Raw genomic sequence first — 17,799 nt, forward strand, 5'->3', positions numbered from 1 at the left:
CTCCTTCTTGAGCTGCCCGTACGCGTCGTACTCGTAGTTCACCGTGCGCGTGACCGTCGTCGTGGTCTGCCCCTGCGCCGCGCCGATGCCCAGTCCCGCGAGCGCCAGCGCTGACAGCAGCGCGCGCGTCGACCGCACCGCCTGCGCCGTCCGCACCGCCCCGATCACCCTCTTGGCCTTGTTCATGTTGTTGTGCTCCCCGGCCGATCAGTTGCAGGTCGTCGTGCGCTGCACGTTGGCCGTCAGCGTCGCCGTCACCTGGGACGTGCCGCCATTGATCTTCATCTGCATGGTCCGTTGCCCCTTGGCCGAGCATTGCGTCGTCAAGGTCCACGCCACCGTGCAGCTCTGGCCGATGTCCAGCGTCTGCCCCGACGTGCAGGTCGACTGCGCCGGCGTGACCGCATAACCGCCCATGCCGATCGACCCGGCCGTGTAAGCCGTGGTCCAGCTCAGCGTCGCCGGCGCCAGGCCGGTGTTCTGGATGGTCATGGTCTTGGTCGAGCCGCCGCCGGTCACCGTGCTCCAGTCCAGCGTCATCGGCGAGGCCGTCAGCTGCGTGCCGTTGGAATAGACGCGCAGCGAGTAGCCCGTCCCCACGCCCGTGCCGCCGCTCAGCGCGTTCACCGCCAGTTGGCCGAGGTAATCGCCCGGCGTCGTGGAGGTCGTCAGCACGACCGTGCCGCAGTTGGCGGAACTGCCCGCGCAGAAGCCCGGGCCGCTCACGGTCGTGCCGGCGCCAGAGGCGTAACCCAGCGACGTGCCCGACTGCCCGTCGTTGGCCAGCGTGCAGGTCAGCGTCCCCGCCGCCGTGGAGTTGGACGTCGACGAGCAGCCGGCAAAGCGCAGCGACGGCGGCGTGTAGACCGTCAGCGAATAACCCGCCGACGCGCCGCTGCCACCATTGGTCGGCGACGCGCTCAGCGTGCCGGCATAGGTGCCTGGGCTGGCGCTGGAGGTGACGGTCACCGTGCCGCAGTTGGAGCCGGCCACGCAGTTGGACGGGCCGGACACCGACACGCCCGATCCCGCGCCGTAGCTGACGCCGCTGGCCGTCGTCTGCCCATTGTTGGCCAGCGCGCAGGACATGCTGCCCGCGGAGCCCGACGGCGCCGTGCTGCTGCAGCTGGCCAGCGCCAGGGCCGGCGGCGTGTTGACGGTCAGCGAGTAACCCACCGACGCGCCGCTGCCGCCGTTGCCCGGCGATGCGCTGAGCGTGCCGCCGTAGGTACCGGCGCCGGCCGCGGTGGTCACGGTGACCGTGCCGCAGTTGCCAGCGCCTGCCGCGCAACTCGAAGGTCCCCCGACGGACACGCCCGAGCCCGCGCCGTAGCCGATCCCGCTGGCCTCCGTCTGGCCCGAATTGCCCAGGGTGCAGGTCATCGTCGCGGCCGCGGTGGTCGGCACCGAGCTGCTGCAGCTGGACAGGCTCAGCGCCGGCGGTGTGTAGACCGTCAGCGAGTAGCCCGCGGAGCCCGCCGTGCCGCCCGGCGTCGGCGTGGCCGTCAGCGTACCGGTGTAGACGCTGGGGCTGCCTGAGGTCGTCACCGTGACGGTGCCGCAGTTGCCCGAACTGGCCGCGCAACTGGCCGGTCCGGCGATCGAGACGCCCCCGCCGGCCGCGTAGGCGACCGAGCTCGCCGCCGTCTGCCCGTTGTTGACCAGCGTGCAGCTGAAGGTGCCCGCCGAGGTCGATGCCGACGAGCTGCTGCAGTTGGCCAGCGCCAGTTGCGGCCCGGTGTTCACCGTCAGCGAATACGTCGTCGACGTGCCGCTACCGCCGCTGGCCGGCGACACGCTCAGCGTGCCGCTGTAGACGCCCGGGCTGCCCGAGGTCGTGACCGTGACCGTCCCGCAGTTGCCGGTGTTGGCGGCGCAGGTGGTGGGCCCGCTCGCGGACGCGCCGGACCCGGTGCCGTAGGTGATGCCGCTGGCGGCCGTCTGGCCGCCGTTGCCCAGCGTGCAGGTCATCGTCGCGCCGGAGGTGGACGCGGCCGAGCTGCTGCAGTTGGACAGCGTCAGCGAGGTCGGCGTGTTCACCGTCAGCGAGTAGCCGGCCGATGCCGCGCCGCCGCTGGGCGACGGCGTCGCGGTCAGCGTGCCGGCATAGGCGCCGGGGCTGCCGGAGGTCGTCAGCGTCACCGTGCCGCAGTTGCCCGAGCCCGCCGCGCAGTTGCCGGGGCCGCCCACCGTGACGCCCGCCCCTGCGGCGTAGGTCACCGCGGCAGCCGCCGTCTGGCCGCTGTTGGAGAGCGTGCAGCTCATCGTGCCCGCGGCCGTGGAGGTCGCGGAGCTGGCGCAGTTCGTCAGCGCCAGCGTGGGCGGCGTGTTGACCGTCAACGAGTAACCCGTCGACGCGCCGCTACCGCCGTTGCCCGGGGTGGCGCTCAGCGTGCCGGCGTAGGTGCCCGCACCGGCCGCCGTCGTGACCGTCACGCCGCCGCAGTCCGCCGTGGCGGCGGCGCAGCTGGTCGGCCCCGCCACGGTCACGCCGCTGCCGGCCTGATAGGCGATGCCGGTGCCCGCGCCCGTGCCGCTGTTGCCCAGCCGGCAGGAGAAGACGCCCGCTCCGGTGCCCGGCGCGGTGCCGCTGCACTGGCTCAGGGTCAGGGCCGGCAACTGCAGCACCTTGAGCGCGTAGTTGGCGGACGTGGCCGCGCCCAGCGTCGACGGCGTCGCCGTCACTTGCCCGACGTAGTCGCCGCCGGCCGACGACGTCGTGACCGTCACCGCGCCGCAATTCGTCGTCTGCGGCGCGCAGCTCGACGGTCCGCTCACCGTGGTGCCCGCGCCGCTGGCATACGCGATGGAGGTGGCCGCGGCCGGGCCGCGATTCGCCAGCGTGCAGCTGAAGGTGGCCGCGCTGCCCGACGGCGTCGACGCCGCGCAGGACGTCAGCGCCAGCGAGTTGGCGTCCGCATAGGGCTGCACCGCCGTCTTGGTGACCGACGAGCTCGTCGGCAGGCCGATCAACCAGCTGGCGGTGTTGTTGAGGTAGCTCGTGACGGTGCGCGTGGAGAAGGACGTGCCGTCCGTGCCGCTCACCGTCTCGCTGGCATCGGTCACGTTGCAGTAGCCGTCGATGCCGCCGCTGTTGACCGCGGACGTCGTCGTCGCGATCAGCGTGCCGTCGAGGTCGCGCGTCTGCAGCGTCGACGCCTGCGGGTACGGGCACACCGCGCCCGCGGTCGTGGCCAGGCTCGCATAGCTGACCGTCGACAGGCTCAGCACCGTGCCGTTGGCCTGTGTCGATCGCGTCTCCAGCGGCATGCCGATCGTGGGGAAGTCCTGGCTCACCGTCGTCTGCGCGGTGATGTTCTTCGTCCGGTCGATGACGCGGCGCTTCTCGAAGCCCAGCGATCCTCGGCCGCTCTGATCCGCGCGGGCGGCTTCGTACTGGTAGTCCGTCGTCAGCCAGCCGCCCATGCCGTTGCCGGTCAGCATCGACGACACCAGCGCCCCGCCGCCGCCGACCAGGTTGCGCTTCGGATACGTGACGGCGGCGCCGGACGTGTAGATGCTCGGATCGCTCTGCCGCTTGTAGGTGAAGCGGGTCGGCTGGCCGACGCCGTTGGTCACCGTGTCGAGCAGGTCCGCGAAGCCGACATGGCCCGACAAGCGCACCGACCAGTAGCCCGTCGAGTTGGACGTCATGATGTACGTCGCGCCGTCCCCCCGTCCGTCGCCGTTGAAGTCGCCGGCATAGGACACCAGCGCAGAGCCCGTGTCGACATTGCCAGTCCCGGCCGCCCGCGGCGCGCAGCTGAGCGAATACTGGTCCGCGTTGTTCGCGCCATACGCGACGAGATTCAGCTGGCACACCTGGCCACCGGCGATGACGTCGGGCCGGCCGTCGCCGTCGATGTCCCGCACATACATCACCGGTCCGGTCGCAGTTCCGGCCCCAGGCAAGGCCTGGCAGTTCATCAACGTCAGGCCGTTGCTGCGGCAGATCTCCATGCGTGCAGGATTGGTGTTGTCGGTGATGTAGCCGTTGACCACGTCGCTCAGGCCGCCGTAGGGGTCGCCGGTGATGTCGGCCGTGCGCGAGTTGCCGGGACTCGTCACGCCGTCCAGCAGCATCTGTCCGGTCGACGACGCGGAGAAGGCCACGAAACCGGTGTCCGTCGCGCGGATGCCCATCCATCCGCCCTTGGGATAGATGGTCGGGTTGTTCCGCCGGTTGCCGACGTACTGGATGATGTCGGCCCGGCCGTCGCCATCGATATCGACGGCCATCTGCCCGGTCTGGAAGGCCTGGACGCTTTCCTCCGACAGCAGCTTGGCGTAATACATGAACAGGAACGAGCCCGGGTAGGTCTGGCAGGTGCCGCCCTGGAAGCCCGAGCCGGTGGACCAGCACATGCGCTCGTTGTCGCCGTTGGGGCCGGCGATCGCGATGTCGTCGCGGCCGTCGCCGTTGAAGTCGCCCACCAGCGCGCCGCTGGTCTGTCCGTTGGCGTAGAGGTTGTTGGCGCCGTAGCCGGCCCACAGGCTGCAGTTGAAGCCGGTGCCCGTGGACAGGCAGACCGTCCAGTTGCCGGGGCCGTCGACCTTCGGATAAACCGCGATGTCGGTCTTGCCGTCGCCGTTGAAGTCGCCCGAGACGACGTCGCGCGTCAGCACCGACGAGGCCATCCAGTTGCTGCAATCGAAGCCGGAGCCGGTGGACAGGCAGACCTGCCAGTTGCTCCCGTCGCCGCGCATCAGGTCGATGCGGCCGTCGCCGTTGAAGTCTCCCATGATGACCTGCGACTTCACCTGCGTGCTGCGGTCGCCGTCCAGCTGCAGCGCCGTGATCGCCACTTGCGGTCCGCCCCAGTTGCCGCTGCCCGGGGCCGCGCCGGTGTTGTTCGCGCTATCCGGCACCGTCCAGGTGAAGGTCGTCGCCGGCAGGCAGTTGCCGTAGCCGTCGCAATCGGTGATGCGGTCGACCAGGCTGCGGCCGTTGGTCGGGTTGGTCACGTAGCCGATGCGGTACTCGCGCGCCGGCGACCCGCCGTCGCCGTTGGCATCGGTGCCGACGAAGGTCTGCACCTTCGTCATCCGCCTGGAGCCCGTCACCCGGCTCCCCGCGACGAAGCCGAGCTGCAGGTCGGGCCGGTCCTCGTAGGCGAAGCGGACCGCGTTGTACGGCGCCACGTTGCCGCCGCCGCCCCCCTGGTCCAGGTGGCCGGTGTAGAGGATGCGATCGGGATAGACCTCGCCCAGCGTCGCGGTGTTGGACTTGGCGTAGCGGACGTCGTAGTAGTTGCCGCGTCGGTCCATCACCCGCGACAGCGCCCAGGTCAGCACCGGCCGGTTGGTGCCCTGCGCCTCGATCGTCGCGTCGACGGTCTTGCCGTAGGTGAAGATCAGGCCCTTCTTGCCGCGGACCTCGAAGTAGTCCGGCCCCTTGGCCGTGTCGCTGCCGAAGGACTGGATCTTGCTCTGGCCGTCGATCTGCACGCGGTACTCGGCCGCGGCGCCGTGCGTGCCGCTGCCCGCCACCATCAGCAGACGTTGCCCGTCCAGGCAGAACTGGTCCTCGGCGGTGAGCGTGACGCCGCGGCGCACGCCGTCCTGCACGATCGTCTTGGGGCAGCGCGTGATCTGGGACAGGCCGTCCAGCCGCCATCCCATGCCCAGCGAGGACATGCCCGACTGGCTGGAATAGTCCAGCGACAGCGTCGGCGCCATGCCCGCGGTGCCGGGCGGCAGCGTGAGCGACACGCTGTAGCTGGCCGCGCCGCTGGAGGACACACCCGGCTGTCCGCTCAGGCTGCCGGCGATGGGACCCGACAGGTTGGGCGGCTGGATCTCCACCTCGGTCTGAGCCCAGACGGCCAGCGTGCCGGCGGCCAGGGCCGCCACGCCCGCACGGGCGGTCCAGCGCAGGCCGGTGGCGATGAACCGAGGGAGCGCCCCGGGGGCGATGCGGTCGTGGCCGGTCATGCGCTGGGCGCGCATGCCGTGGTGGTCGTTCTTCAAGGCAGCCTGCTCCCGATGCACCCGGTCAGGCGGCCCTTTCCCGCACGAACGCGCGCCAGCCGCCGCCCTTGTCGGGCGCGCGGCGCGGTCAGTTGGAAGTCCCTCCCTATCCAGGAACTCAATGTTGTTGTCGTCGCCAGCGTCGATGCGAGTCGACCTGGCGAGCTGATGCTAGGAGCGCGCTTCAGTGCGTCGTCGTCGGGAATTCCCGCCCGCCGCCACCGGGCGGGCGATAAACGCCCACTTCTTGATCAACGCCTCACGCGCGTTGCCCGCCACCCGCGCGCCTGCTGCTCAGGCGGCCCCGCGCACCGGTGGACCCGGCCGCCGCGCCTATCATCCCGCCCATGCCCGCTTCCCTCGACGGCCGCCTGGTGGTGGCCCTTTCCTCCCGCGCCCTGTTCGATTTCGAGGAGGAGAACCAGCTCTTCGAGAACAGCGACGACCGCGCCTACATGCGACTGCAGCAGCAGCGCCTGGACGAGCCGGCCAAACCCGGCACCGCGTTCTCGCTGGCGCGCAAGCTGCTCGCGTTCAACCTGCCGGGCGAGGCGCCGCGTGTCGAGGTCGTCGTGCTGTCGCGCAACGATCCGATCTCGGGCATGCGGGTGTTCCGCTCGGCCCAGCATTACGGGCTGTCGATCGAGCGCGGTGTGTTCACCCGCGGCCACAGCCCGTGGCGCTACCTGAAGCCGCTGAAGGCGCAGCTGTTCCTGTCGACCAACGAGGACGACGTGCGCTCGGCGCTCGTGGCCGGCGTGGCGGCGGCCAGGGTCTTCCCGCAGTCGGCGCGGGCGTCCGCCGCGTATCCCGACGAGCTGCGCATCGCCTTCGACGGCGACGCGGTGCTGTTCTCCGACGAGGCCGAGCAGATTTACCAGCGCGACGGCCTCGACGCGTTCCAGGCCCATGAACGCGAGCGCAAGCTGACGCCGCTGCCGGCCGGTCCGTTCAAGCAGGTGCTGCACGAGTTGCAGCGCCTGCAGCAGCGGCAACGCGACGGCCAGATGCCGATGTCGCTGCGCACCGCGCTGGTGACCGCCCGCAGCGCGCCCGCGCACGAACGCGCCATCCGCACCCTGATGGACTGGGACGTGGAGGTCGACGAGGCGATGTTCCTCGGCGGCCTGCCCAAGGGCGAGTTCCTGCGCGAGTTCGAGCCCGACTTCTTCTTCGACGATCAGCAGGGCCACATCCAGAACGCCGTGCCGCACGTGCCGTCCGGGCATGTCGCCATGGGTGTGACGAACCGCTGAGCCGCCGCGCGGGTCCAGAATCCGCGCCGCATGACTTCCGGCTGCCGTCGGGCCGGCCCCTTCACCCCGTTTCCGCCTTCGGACTCCCACAAGGAAGCACCAAGATGCGCATCACGCTCCGCCGCCTGGCCGTCGCCACGGCCTGCACCCTGGCCACGGTGGCCATCGCCGCCGAATCCCCGGCCGCGGCCAACCGCGCCGCCTCCGCCGACCCGACACTCGGCTTCTACCGCCAGCCCGCGCTGCGCGGCGACCAACTGGTCTTCGTCGCCGAGGGCGACCTCTGGCAGACCCGCCTGTCCGGCGGCACCGCGCAGCGCCTGACGACGCACGCGGGCACCGAGACGCTGCCCGCGATCTCCCCCGACGGCCGCTGGATCGCCTTCGTCGGCCAGTACGACAGTGCGGGCGACATCTTCGTCATGCCCGCCAGCGGCGGCGTGCCGCGCCGCCTGACCTGGGACACCGGCGCCGTGCGCGTCTGGGGCATCACGGCGCAGAACGAGGTGCTGTACTCCGGCGCCACCGACCGCGGCGAGCCGGGCACGCAACTGCACCTGGTCGACCTGAACACCGGCAAGCGCCGCGCGCTGCCGGTCGGCCAGGCCAGCGACGGCGCGCTCAGCGCCGACGGCAAGACGCTTTACTTCACCCGCAACGGCCTGCGCGGCGACAACGCGCGCCAGTACCGCGGCGGCGCCGTCGCGCGGCTGTGGGTGATGGACCTGGCCGGCACCGCCGAGGCCCGGCCGCTGGTCGCCGAGGGCGCCAACGACCGCCGCCCGATGCCCTACACCGACGCCTCGGGCAACGCGCGCGTGGCCTTCCTGTCCGACCGCGACGGCACCTTCAACCTGTGGTCGGTCAAGGCCGACGGCAGCGACCCGCGCCAGCACACCCGCCACAAGGGCTGGGACATCCGGCACGCCAGCCTGAGCGACAGCCAGGCCGTCTACGCCCTGGGCGCGGACCTGTACCGCGTCGACCTGAACGCGACCGCGCCCGAGCAGAAGATCGCCGTCGCCCTGGGCGGTGACTTCGACCAGCAGCGCCGCCGCTGGTCCGCCAAGCCGCAGGACTACCTGACCGGCGTCTCGCTGTCGCCGGACGGCGAGCGCGTGGTGCTGACCGCCCGCGGCCAACTGGCCACGCAAGGCGTCGGCCCGCTGCGCCGCGCCGAGTTGCCCCGCCCCGCCGGCCTGACCGACGCCGGCCGCTGCCGCGAGGCGGAGTTCAGCAGCGACAGCCGCGACGTGTTCGCGGTCTGCGACTTCAGCGGAGAGCTGGAAATCTGGCGCTTCGCCGCCAACGGCACCAGTCAGCCCAAGCAGGTGACCGAGGGCGCCACCGCGATGCGCCAGCAACTGCTGCCGTCGCCGGACGGCCGCTGGATCGCCCACACCGACAAGGAAGGCGTCCTCTACCTCACCGACCTCAAGGCCGCCAACCGCGCCACCGCGACGCGCGAGGTCGATCGCGACACGCTCGGCGACGGCGCGCAGCAACTGAAGTGGTCGCCGGACGGCAAGGCCCTGACCTACGTCCGCAACACCGACAACTCGTACCGTGCGCAGCTGATGCTGCTGACCGTCGCCGACGGCAAGGTCCACCGCCTGGGCAGCGACCGCTACGCGGCCGCGTCGCCGGCGTTCAGCCCGGATGGCCAATGGCTGTACTTCCTGTCGCGCCGCACCTTCAACGTGACCGGCAACCCCGGCCCCTGGGGTGACCGCAACATGGGCCCCTACTTCGACAAGGGCTGGAAGGTCTACGCGCTGGCGCTGCAACCGGGCCTGCGTTTCCCGTTCGCCGCACCGGACGAGCTGCAATCGCTGAAGTCCAAGGAAGAGGCCGAGGTCCGCACGCAGGAGAAGGACAAGCCCGACGACAAGGAATCGAAGCAGAAGGTCGAGGCCGCGAAGGCCGGCGGCAACGCCGCCAAGCCCGACGCGAAGGACGCCGCGCCCGCGGGCAAGGGCAAGCCCGCCATCCAGATCCCGGGCCTGGCGCTGCGCCTGTACGAGGTGCCGCTGGCGGTGGGCAACTACCGCCGCCTGGAGGTCGAGGCCAAGCGCCTGTACGTGCTGGAGGACAACGCGCTGAAGCAACTGCCGATCGGCCCGCAGGAATCGAAGGCCGAGGTGGTCACCGAATCGGTCGCCGCCTTCGAGCTCAGCGGCGACGGCAAGAAGCTCATGATCCGCCGCACCGCGGCGCCCGGCGCCGCGCCGGAGATCCTGATCGTCGACGCCGGCCCCAAGCTGCCCGGCGAGCTGGACAAGTCCCGCGTGCGCTGGAGCGACTGGCAGATCGCGGTCGATCCGAAGGCCGAGTGGCGGCAGATGTTCAACGACGCGTGGCGCATGCAGCGCGATTTCTTCTACGACAAGGACATGCACGGCGTCGACTGGGCCGCGATGCGCGTCAAGTACGCGCCGCTGGTGGAGCGCGTGACCGAACGCGGCGAGCTGGCCGAGGTGATGGCCCAGATGGTGGGCGAGCTGAGCCTGTTGCACAGCCAGGTCGCGCCGGGCGAGGTCCGCAGGGGGCCGGACGATCCGGCGTCCGCCGGCCTGGGCGCGTTGCTGGAGCGCGATGCCAAGGGCTGGAAGGTGGCCCGCATCTACAGCGGCGACCCCGAGCTGCCGTCCGAGGCCGGCCCGCTGGCCGCGCCCGGTCTGAACATCGCTGTGGGCACCGTGATCACCGCGATCAACGGCCGCGATGCGACGCAGGTGCCCGACCCCACCGAGCTGGTGCGCGGCCAGGCCGGCAAGCAGGTGCTGCTGCAGCTGCGTGAGCCGGGGGGCCGCGAGCGGTCGGTCGTCGTGACGCCGGTGGACATGCGTCGTGAAGGCCAGCTGCGTGTGATCGACTGGCGCTACGGCCGCGCGCAAGCGGTCGAGGCGGCCGGCGGCGGCAAGATCGGCTATCTGCATCTGCGCGCGATGGGCCGCGAGGACATCGGCGACTTCGTCCGCGAGTTCTACGCCCAGAGCGAGCGTGACGGACTGATCATCGACGTCCGCCACAACAACGGCGGCAACATCGACAGCTGGATCCTGCAGACGCTGTTGCGTCGCGCGTGGGCGTTCTGGCAGCCGCGCTCGCCGCACGGCGGCAAGGTCTACCCCAACATGCAGCAGGTGTTCCGCGGCCATGTGGTGGTGCTGGCCAACGAGGAAACCTACTCCGACGGCGAGACCTTCTCCGAAGGCTTCAAGCGCCTGGGCCTGGGGCCGGTGATCGGCGTGACGACCTCAGGCGCCGGGGTGTGGCTGTCCGACCAGAATCGCCTGATCGACAACGGGCTGATGCGCTCGGCCGAGAACGGCCAGATCGTGGCCGACGGCACCTTCATCGTCGAGGGCAAGGGCGTGACGCCGGACATTCAGGTCGACAACCTGCCGCGGGCGACGGCCAATGGGAAGGACGCACAGCTCGACGCGGCCGTCGCCTGGCTGAAGCAGGCGATCGCGAAGGAGCCGATCCTGACGCCGAAGCCGGGGCCCTATCTGCGGCCGATCAAGCAGTGATGCGGGACGAGGCTGCGGCTGTTGCCGTTGCCTCGGTCTCGGTCGACGCTTCGCGACTGCGTGAGGCCTGGCGCGGCCCATCACAGGGCATGAGGGCTCCCTCCAGGACCCTCAAGCCCTGTTCCGAGCCCAGTCACTCCCGCTGACCACCAACAAGACGGTGGACCTCGATCCATCAAGCAAAACAGGAGGCCTCGGCCTCCTGTTTTGCATTGAGCGCTGATTCAAGCGGCGCGTTGGTCGGGTCGGGTCAGGTGAGCGTGACGCGCGCGAACTTGCGCTTGCCGACCTGCAGGACCATCGTGCCGGCCTCGACCTTGAGGCCCTTGTCGCTGATCGTGGTGCCGTCGATCTTGACGCCGGCCTGCTCGATCATCCGGTTGCCCTCGCCGTTGGACGGCACCAGGTTCGCGGCCTTGAGCAACGCGGCGATGCCCATCGGGGCGCCGGACAGCGTCAGCTCGGGGATGTCGTCCGGGATGCCGCCCTTGGCGCGATTGTTGAAGTCGGCCTCGGCATCCTCCGCCGCCTGCGCGCTGTGGAAGCGGGCGGTGATCTCCTTGGCGAGCATCACCTTGACTTCCTTCGGATTGCGGCCACCCTCGACCTCGCGCTTGAGCACAGCAATCTCGTCGATGGACTTGAAGCTGAGCAGGTCGAACCACTTCCACATCTGCACGTCGCTGATCGACAGGATCTTGGCGAACATGCCGTTGGCCGGCTCGGTGATGCCCACGTAGTTGTTCTTGGACTTGGACATCTTCTCGACGCCGTCCAACCCCTCCAGCAACGGCATCGTCAGGATGCACTGCGGCTCCTGGCCGTACTCGGCCTGCAGGTGGCGGCCCATCAGCAGGTTGAATTTCTGGTCGGTGCCGCCGAGTTCCAGGTCGGACTTCAGCGCCACCGAGTCGTAACCCTGCATCAGCGGATAGAGGAATTCGTGCACCGAGATCGGCGTGCCGGCGGCATAGCGCTTGGTGAAGTCGTCGCGCTCCATCATGCGGGCCACCGTGTACTTGGCGGCCAGCTGGATCAGGCCGCGCGCGCCCAGCGGGTCGCTCCACTCGCTGTTGTAGCGGATCTCGGTGCGCGACGGATCCAGCACCAGGCTGGCCTGCTTGTAATAGGTCTCGGCGTTGTGCTTGATCTGCTCCGGCGTCAGCGGCGGACGCGTGGCGTTGCGGCCGGACGGGTCGCCGATCATCGAGGTGAAGTCGCCGATCAGGAAGATCACCTGATGCCCCAGGTCCTGCAACTGGCGCATCTTGTTGAGCACCACCGTGTGCCCGACGTGGATGTCCGGCGCGGTCGGGTCCAGGCCCAGCTTGATCCGCAGCGGCTGCCCGGTCGCCTCGGACCGCGCCAGCTTCTTCAGCCACTCGTCCTTGGGGAGCAATTCCTCGCAGCCGCGCAGCGATTGCGCCATCGCGTGCTGGACCCGATCGGTGATCGGAAATTCCGGGGGCGCCGGGGGCTGGGTTCGGTTTTCGGACATGGCGTGTCGGAGCCCGCACGGGCTTACGTAAAGTCTTGATTTGCCGGGGTTTCTAGGGATTCGCCCCCCGGGTGCGCCGGTATACTGCCGGCTGTTTTGCAGGGCGGCCAGGAGGGCAATCAGCGTTCCCGGTCCGGCGTGATCCACGCCGCTGCAAGGCGATCGATTCTAGTGGACGCCACCCGGCGTCCTTCGCTCGACAGGGTGGTGAATCGCCGCTCGGGCCGTCCAGGCCACGCCCACCCGGCGTGGCGAGGGCGGCGGTTCCACGATCCACGGGAAGGTTTTTGGCGCGTGATGAATTGGACTGACGAATGGAAGCGCGTGCAGCGCTCGCTCGCTCACGCTGAAGCCTTCGCGGCCAAGCACCCGCGCGCCCTGACCGGCACCGTCGTCGGTGTCCTGAGCTGCTTCGCCGTCACCGCCTTCGGCATCGCGCCGCTGGCGCCCGACGCGGAAGACCTGCCCCAGCGCGTCGTCAACGAGTCCATCACCCTGCCATCGCTGGACGAGCAACTCGCCCAGCTCGCCGCGTTCGATCCCGGCCTGTCGCGCAGCGACGTGACCCGCTCCGCCGACACCGCCGATTCGCTGCTCAAGCGCATGGGCGCGTTCGATCCCGCCGCGGCGGCCTTCCTGCGCTCCGACGACACCGCCAAGCGCGTGCTGAGCGGCCGCGTCGGCAAGCGCATCCAGGTCGTCGCGACCGCCAGCGGCGAGGTGCAGAGCCTCGTCGCCCGCTACGCCGCCGAGGCCACCGAGCAGCAGGACACCCACTTCAGCCGCCTCACCATCACGCGCGAGGGCGACCACTTCGTCTCCAAGCTGGAAACCCTGCCGCTGGCCAGCCAGACGCGCCTGGGCAGCGGCACGATCCAGTCCTCCCTGTTCGCCGCGACCGACGAGGCCAACGTGCCCGACGCGATCGCGACGCAACTGGCGGACATGTTCTCCGGCGACATCGACTTCCACCGCGAACTGCGAAAGGGCGACCGCTTCTCGCTGGTCTACGAAACCCTGACCGCCGACGGCGAGCCCATCAGCTGGGGCAACCGCTCCGGCCGCCTGCTGGCCGCCGAGTTCGTCAACAACGGCAAGAGCTACCAGTCGGTCTGGTTCCGCGACGCGGCCAGCGGCAAGGGCAACTACTACGGCTTCGACGGCGACAGCAAGCGCCGCTCGTTCCTGGCCAGCCCGATGGAGTTCTCGCGGGTCACCTCCGGCTTCGCGATGCGCTTCCATCCGATCCTGCAGACCTGGCGCCAGCATCAGGGCATCGACTACGGCGCGCCGACAGGCACCGCGGTCCGCAGCGTCGGCGACGGCAACGTCGAGTTCGCCGGCTGGCAGAACGGCTTCGGCAACGTGATCCAGCTCAAGCACAGCGGCAACCGCATGACGGTTTACGCCCATCTGAGCCGCATCGACGTGAAGAAGGGCCAGAAGATCGAGCAGGGCCAGAAGATCGGCGCCGTCGGCGCCACCGGCTGGGCCACCGGCCCGCATCTGCACTTCGAGTTCCGCGTCAACGGCCGGCAGCAGGATCCGCGCGCGATCGCCCGCTCGTCCGAGGCGGTGACGCTGCCCGCGGCGGCTCGCGCAGCGTTCAAGGCGCAGGTCGCCAGTGCCAAGGTGCAGCTGGAAGCGGCCTCGTCGATCAGCGAAGGCGTCGTCGGCGAATAAACGCCGACCACCGATCGAGCCGTCCTCCGGCCATGACCACTTCGGGCCCGGAGCTCTACATCGGCTTGATGTCCGGCACCTCGCTGGACGGCGTGGATGCGGTGCTGCTCCGCGTCGAAACCGATGGGCGCCCGCGCGCCCTCGCCCACGGCTATCAGGCCTTCGCCGCCGAGTTGCGCGCGGAGCTGCTGGCGCTCAACAGCCCCACCACCAACGAGCTGGCGCGAGCGGCGCTGGCAGGCAATGCCGTGGCACGCGCGTATGCGCAGGCGTGCCGATCGCTGCTGATGTCGCAGCGGCTGACGCCAACGGAGATCCGGGCGCTCGGGGCTCATGGGCAGACCGTCCGCCACCGGCCGGGTGAATTCGACGGCGCCGGCTTCACGATCCAGCTGCTCAATGCGGCGCTGCTGGCCGAACTGACCGGCATCGCCGTCGTGCATGACCTGCGCAGCCGCGATGTCGCCGCAGGCGGCCAAGGCGCGCCGCTCGTGCCCGCCTTCCATCGTGCCGTGCTGGCGCAGGCGGGCGCGGACGTCGTCGTACTGAACATCGGCGGCATCAGCAACGTCAGCCTGCTGCGCGCCGATGGCGGCGCGGGCGGCTTCGATTGCGGCCCGGGCAACTGCCTGATGGACGGCTGGATTCATCGCCACCAGGGAGCGGCCTACGACGCCGGCGGCCAGTGGGCCACGCAAGGACGCGTGCATGGCGCACTGCTGGATGCGCTTCTGGCCGAGCCCTATTTCCGGCAACCACCTCCGCGCAGCACCGGCCGCGACCTGTTCCACCTGGGCTGGCTGGACGCGAAGATCGCGGCGCATGCGTCAGGCACCGCGGCCGTCGACGTCCAGGCGACCTTGCTGGAGCTGAGCGCGCGTTGCGTCGCCGACAGCCTGGCCGAGTTCGCGCCGGGCGCGTGGCGAGAGCTGCTGGTCTGCGGCGGCGGCGCGTTCAACGATGCGTTGCTGAAGCGTCTGCAGGCGCTGTTGCCGTCCGTGGCCGTCGGCACCACCGACGCCAAGGGGCTGCCGCCGATGCAGGTCGAGGGCGCCGCGTTCGCGTGGCTCGCGATGCGGCATGTGCGCGGACTGCCCGGCAATCTGCCAGCCGCCACGGGCGCGGTGGGTCCGCGTGTACTGGGCAGCTACACGCCTGCCTGACATGCAGACCGGCGCTCGCGCGCATCGGCCCGAGCTCACCTCGATGCCTCAAACGACAAGACCGCCCGAGGGCGGTCTTTGTCTTTGGGCACGTCGCGCATCGCCCCTGGACCAGCCAGGCCGATCACCTCATGCGCTCACACCGTGAAGCTGGAGCCGCAACCGCAGGTGGTCGTCGCGTTCGGGTTCTTGATCACGAACTGGGCCCCTTGCAGGTCTTCCTTGTAGTCAATCTCGGCGCCCATCAGGTACTGCAGGCTCATCGCGTCGATCAGCAGCGTGACACCGTTCTTCGTCATCTGCGTGTCGTCGTCGTTCACCGCCTCATCGAAGGTGAAGCCGTACTGGAAGCCGGAGCAACCACCACCCTGCACGAACACGCGCAGCTTCAGTTCGGGGTTGCCTTCCTCCAGCACCAGCTCGCGCACCTTTTCGGCCGCGCTGTCGGTGAAGACCAGCGGCGCCGGCATGTCGCCAACATCGGTGGATTGGGTTTCGAGAACTGCGCTCATTGTGAATCCTGTTTCTTCGGAGGAATGGGGGGATTATGGCAAAGCAGACCGACCACTGCCCGGCGCGCTTGAACATACCCCCATTGACCATGCAGTCACGGCGCGCGAGACCGCCGCGGCGAATCTTCGGCCCCTCGGACGAGCGGGCCGCTTCGCGACCACACTTGCATGGCTATCGCGCAAAAAACAAGGCCGCTGAAAACAGCGGCCTTGTCGTAGGTCCTGCGTCGCCAGTGGATCCACCGAAGCGGATCCCACCAGCGATCGGAAGTCGATCAGCGCTTGCTGAACTGCTTCCGGCGACGGGCGCCGTGCAGACCGACCTTCTTACGCTCGACTTCACGCGCATCACGCGTGACGAAGCCGGCGCGGCTCAGTTCGGGCTTCAGGGCCGCGTCATAGTCGATCAGCGCGCGGGTGATACCCAGGCGCACCGCGCCGGCCTGGCCGGACTCGCCGCCGCCGTGCACGTTGATCTTGATGTCGAAGGCCTCGCCATTGTTCGTCAGCATCAGGGGCTGACGAGAAATCATGATCGAGGTCTGACGGCCAAAATACTGCTCGATCGAGCGGCCGTTGACGATGATCTGGCCAGTGCCCTTCTTGATGAAGACACGTGCCACCGACGACTTGCGACGGCCGGTACCGTAGTTCCAGTTTCCGATCATCTCCGCTCCTTAGATTTCCAGCGCCTTGGGCTGCTGGGCGGTGTGCGGATGCGTGTCGCCCGCATACACCTTCAGCTTCTTGATCATCGCGTAGCCCAGCGGACCCTTGGGCAGCATGCCCTTGACGGCCTTTTCCAGGGCACGGCCCGGATGCTTGGCTTGCATGTCCTTGAACTTGGTGGCGTAGATGCCGCCCGGGAAACCCGAGTGACGGTAGTACACCTTGTCCGTGGCCTTGTTGCCGGTGACACGCAGCTTTTCGGCGTTGATGATGACGATGAAATCACCGGTGTCGACGTGAGGCGTGTAGATGGCCTTGTGCTTGCCGCGCAAACGGAGTGCCACTTCGCTGGCAACACGTCCGAGCACCTTGTCGGTGGCGTCAATCACAAACCACTCGTGCGTCACTTCGGCCGGCTTGGCGCTGAAGGTCTTCATGAGGTTCTTTCAAAAGGCTGAATACGAGCAACTGCTCCCGCCCGCTCGGTGCCGCTTCTGTAGTGCGACCTCTCACAGACGTTTCTCCTGCTGCCTTGGAAACAGGAAAGCCGACGAGTCTAACAGAACAGGCCGGAAAGGCCAAATCCACGCCAATCCGGGACGCCGCGTCCGCGGGCCGCTAGCATCCACCCCACCCATCCGCCACCATGACGACGCCACCCGACTCCCGCAAGCCCTCCGAGCCCCGACCGACGCCGGGCGACGACGCGCCGCGCTCGCGCTGGAGCCCCGCGGCGATGCTCGCCCGTTGGACGAGCTGGGTGCCGATCCGCTCGCTCGGGCGGCGCCACCGCAAGCGCATCCTGCAGCACCTGCTGGCGCTGGGCGAGCGTGACCGCTACTTGCGCTTCGGCTACGCCGCGCACGATCCGCAGATCGAGAAGTACGTCGCCGGGCTGGATTTCGTCCGCGACGAGGTCCTGGGCATCTTCAACCGCCGCCTGCAGCTGATCGCGGTGGCGCACCTGGCCTACGCGCCGGCGCCACAGATCAAGGGTCGACCGGCGATGGCGGAGTTCGGCGTCTCGGTCGCCACCTCCGCCCGCGGGCGCGGTTTCGGCGGTCGCCTGTTCGAGCGCGCCGCGCTGCACGCCCGCAACCGCGGCATCGACACCCTCTTCATCCACGCCCTCAGCGAGAACGCCCCGATGCTGTCCATCGCCCGCAAGGCCGGCGCGAAGGTGGAGCGCGACGGCAGCGAGTCCGAGGCCTGGCTGCGCCTGCCCCCCGACTCGGTCTCCTCCCACGTGGACGAAGCACTGGAACGCCACATGGCGGAATGGGACTTCCAGTTCAAGCGCCACATGCGCACCGTGGGGGACATCATCGACGGCGTCGCCGAGGTGAAATCCCGCCTGACCAAGAAAGCGCGCGGCAAGTCCGCCAAGCAATGACACCCCCGGGTCCACGCCGCATTCCAACCGCCCCACCCCATTCCAGGGGGAGTCCCGGATGCAATTTGTAACGAGTTTAGGCTACATTCGCGCGCATCGTTGAGGACGGCGCCCCTTGC

Annotated in this window: 11 protein-coding genes; 5 read left to right on the forward strand and 6 right to left on the reverse strand. The window is 69.4% G+C overall.

The window, feature by feature from the left end; all coding sequences use genetic code 11:
* On the reverse strand, window positions 1–186 hold a 186-nt coding region (locus CDN99_RS12660), incomplete at its 3' end, for a hypothetical protein (RefSeq protein ID WP_141100754.1).
* A 21-nt stretch (window positions 187–207) separates the two neighbouring features.
* The gene (locus CDN99_RS12665; protein ID WP_141100755.1) at window positions 208–5,970 is read right to left on the reverse strand and encodes a SpvB/TcaC N-terminal domain-containing protein; all 5,763 of its coding nucleotides are present in this window, start codon (window positions 5,968–5,970) and stop codon (window positions 208–210) included.
* Between the two features lie 347 nt (window positions 5,971–6,317).
* Between CDN99_RS12665 and CDN99_RS12670 the strand changes: the two genes are divergently transcribed.
* Window positions 6,318–7,226: a 5'-nucleotidase gene (locus CDN99_RS12670; protein ID WP_088385244.1), complete on the forward strand. Its 909-nt coding sequence runs from the start codon at window positions 6,318–6,320 to the stop codon at window positions 7,224–7,226.
* Between the two features lie 104 nt (window positions 7,227–7,330).
* Window positions 7,331–10,762, forward strand: coding sequence for a S41 family peptidase (locus CDN99_RS12675; RefSeq protein WP_088385245.1), 3,432 nt, complete (start codon window positions 7,331–7,333; stop codon window positions 10,760–10,762).
* 250 nt (window positions 10,763–11,012) lie between these two features.
* Here CDN99_RS12675 and tyrS read toward each other — a convergent pair whose 3' ends face one another.
* On the reverse strand, window positions 11,013–12,191 hold the full coding sequence (gene tyrS, locus CDN99_RS12680) for a tyrosine--tRNA ligase (RefSeq protein WP_375134443.1): 1,179 nt from the start codon (window positions 12,189–12,191) through the stop codon (window positions 11,013–11,015).
* Window positions 12,192–12,557: 366 nt separating this feature from the next.
* Here tyrS and CDN99_RS12685 point away from each other — a divergent pair, with 366 nt between their 5' ends.
* Window positions 12,558–13,943, forward strand: a complete 1,386-nt coding sequence (locus CDN99_RS12685; RefSeq protein WP_088385247.1) for a M23 family metallopeptidase — start codon at window positions 12,558–12,560, stop codon at window positions 13,941–13,943.
* Between the two features lie 32 nt (window positions 13,944–13,975).
* Window positions 13,976–15,106 (forward strand): anhydro-N-acetylmuramic acid kinase, encoded by a 1,131-nt coding sequence (locus tag CDN99_RS12690; protein WP_088385248.1) that lies wholly within the window; start codon window positions 13,976–13,978, stop codon window positions 15,104–15,106.
* 137 nt (window positions 15,107–15,243) lie between these two features.
* Here the strand turns inward: CDN99_RS12690 and erpA are convergent, their stop codons facing one another.
* The 3 genes from erpA to rplM all read right to left on the reverse strand — a co-directional run bounded on the left by erpA (window position 15,244) and on the right by rplM (window position 16,724).
* Complete coding sequence (erpA, locus tag CDN99_RS12695; protein WP_088385249.1) at window positions 15,244–15,618, reverse strand: iron-sulfur cluster insertion protein ErpA; 375 nt, start codon at window positions 15,616–15,618, stop codon at window positions 15,244–15,246.
* Window positions 15,619–15,893: 275 nt separating this feature from the next.
* Complete coding sequence (gene rpsI / locus CDN99_RS12700) at window positions 15,894–16,286, reverse strand: 30S ribosomal protein S9 (RefSeq protein WP_088385250.1); 393 nt, start codon at window positions 16,284–16,286, stop codon at window positions 15,894–15,896.
* 9 nt (window positions 16,287–16,295) lie between these two features.
* Entirely contained in the window at window positions 16,296–16,724 is a 429-nt protein-coding gene (rplM, locus tag CDN99_RS12705; RefSeq protein ID WP_067065533.1) for a 50S ribosomal protein L13, read from the reverse strand.
* Window positions 16,725–16,933: 209 nt separating this feature from the next.
* Between rplM and CDN99_RS12710 the strand changes: the two genes are divergently transcribed.
* Window positions 16,934–17,680 (forward strand): GNAT family N-acetyltransferase, encoded by a 747-nt coding sequence (locus tag CDN99_RS12710; protein ID WP_193531711.1) that lies wholly within the window; start codon window positions 16,934–16,936, stop codon window positions 17,678–17,680.
* The last annotated feature ends 119 nt before the right edge of the window (window positions 17,681–17,799 follow it).

Source organism: Roseateles aquatilis (genome assembly GCF_002205645.1).
GTDB lineage: Bacteria > Pseudomonadota > Gammaproteobacteria > Burkholderiales > Burkholderiaceae_C > Roseateles > Roseateles aquatilis.

Excerpts from the sequence above, each read along its gene's own strand:
- CDN99_RS12670 (WP_088385244.1), top strand. The coding sequence starts at position 6,318 with ATGCCCGCTTCCCTCGACGGCCGCCTGGTGGTGGCCCTTTCCTCCCGC.
- CDN99_RS12675 (WP_088385245.1), top strand. The coding sequence starts at position 7,331 with ATGCGCATCACGCTCCGCCGCCTGGCCGTCGCCACGGCCTGCACCCTG.
- tyrS (WP_375134443.1), bottom strand. The coding sequence starts at position 12,191 with ATGGCGCAATCGCTGCGCGGCTGCGAGGAATTGCTCCCCAAGGACGAG.
- CDN99_RS12685 (WP_088385247.1), top strand. The coding sequence starts at position 12,558 with ATGAATTGGACTGACGAATGGAAGCGCGTGCAGCGCTCGCTCGCTCAC.
- CDN99_RS12690 (WP_088385248.1), top strand. The coding sequence starts at position 13,976 with ATGACCACTTCGGGCCCGGAGCTCTACATCGGCTTGATGTCCGGCACC.
- erpA (WP_088385249.1), bottom strand. The coding sequence starts at position 15,618 with ATGAGCGCAGTTCTCGAAACCCAATCCACCGATGTTGGCGACATGCCG.
- rpsI (WP_088385250.1), bottom strand. The coding sequence starts at position 16,286 with ATGATCGGAAACTGGAACTACGGTACCGGCCGTCGCAAGTCGTCGGTG.
- rplM (WP_067065533.1), bottom strand. The coding sequence starts at position 16,724 with ATGAAGACCTTCAGCGCCAAGCCGGCCGAAGTGACGCACGAGTGGTTT.
- CDN99_RS12710 (WP_193531711.1), top strand. The coding sequence starts at position 16,934 with ATGACGACGCCACCCGACTCCCGCAAGCCCTCCGAGCCCCGACCGACG.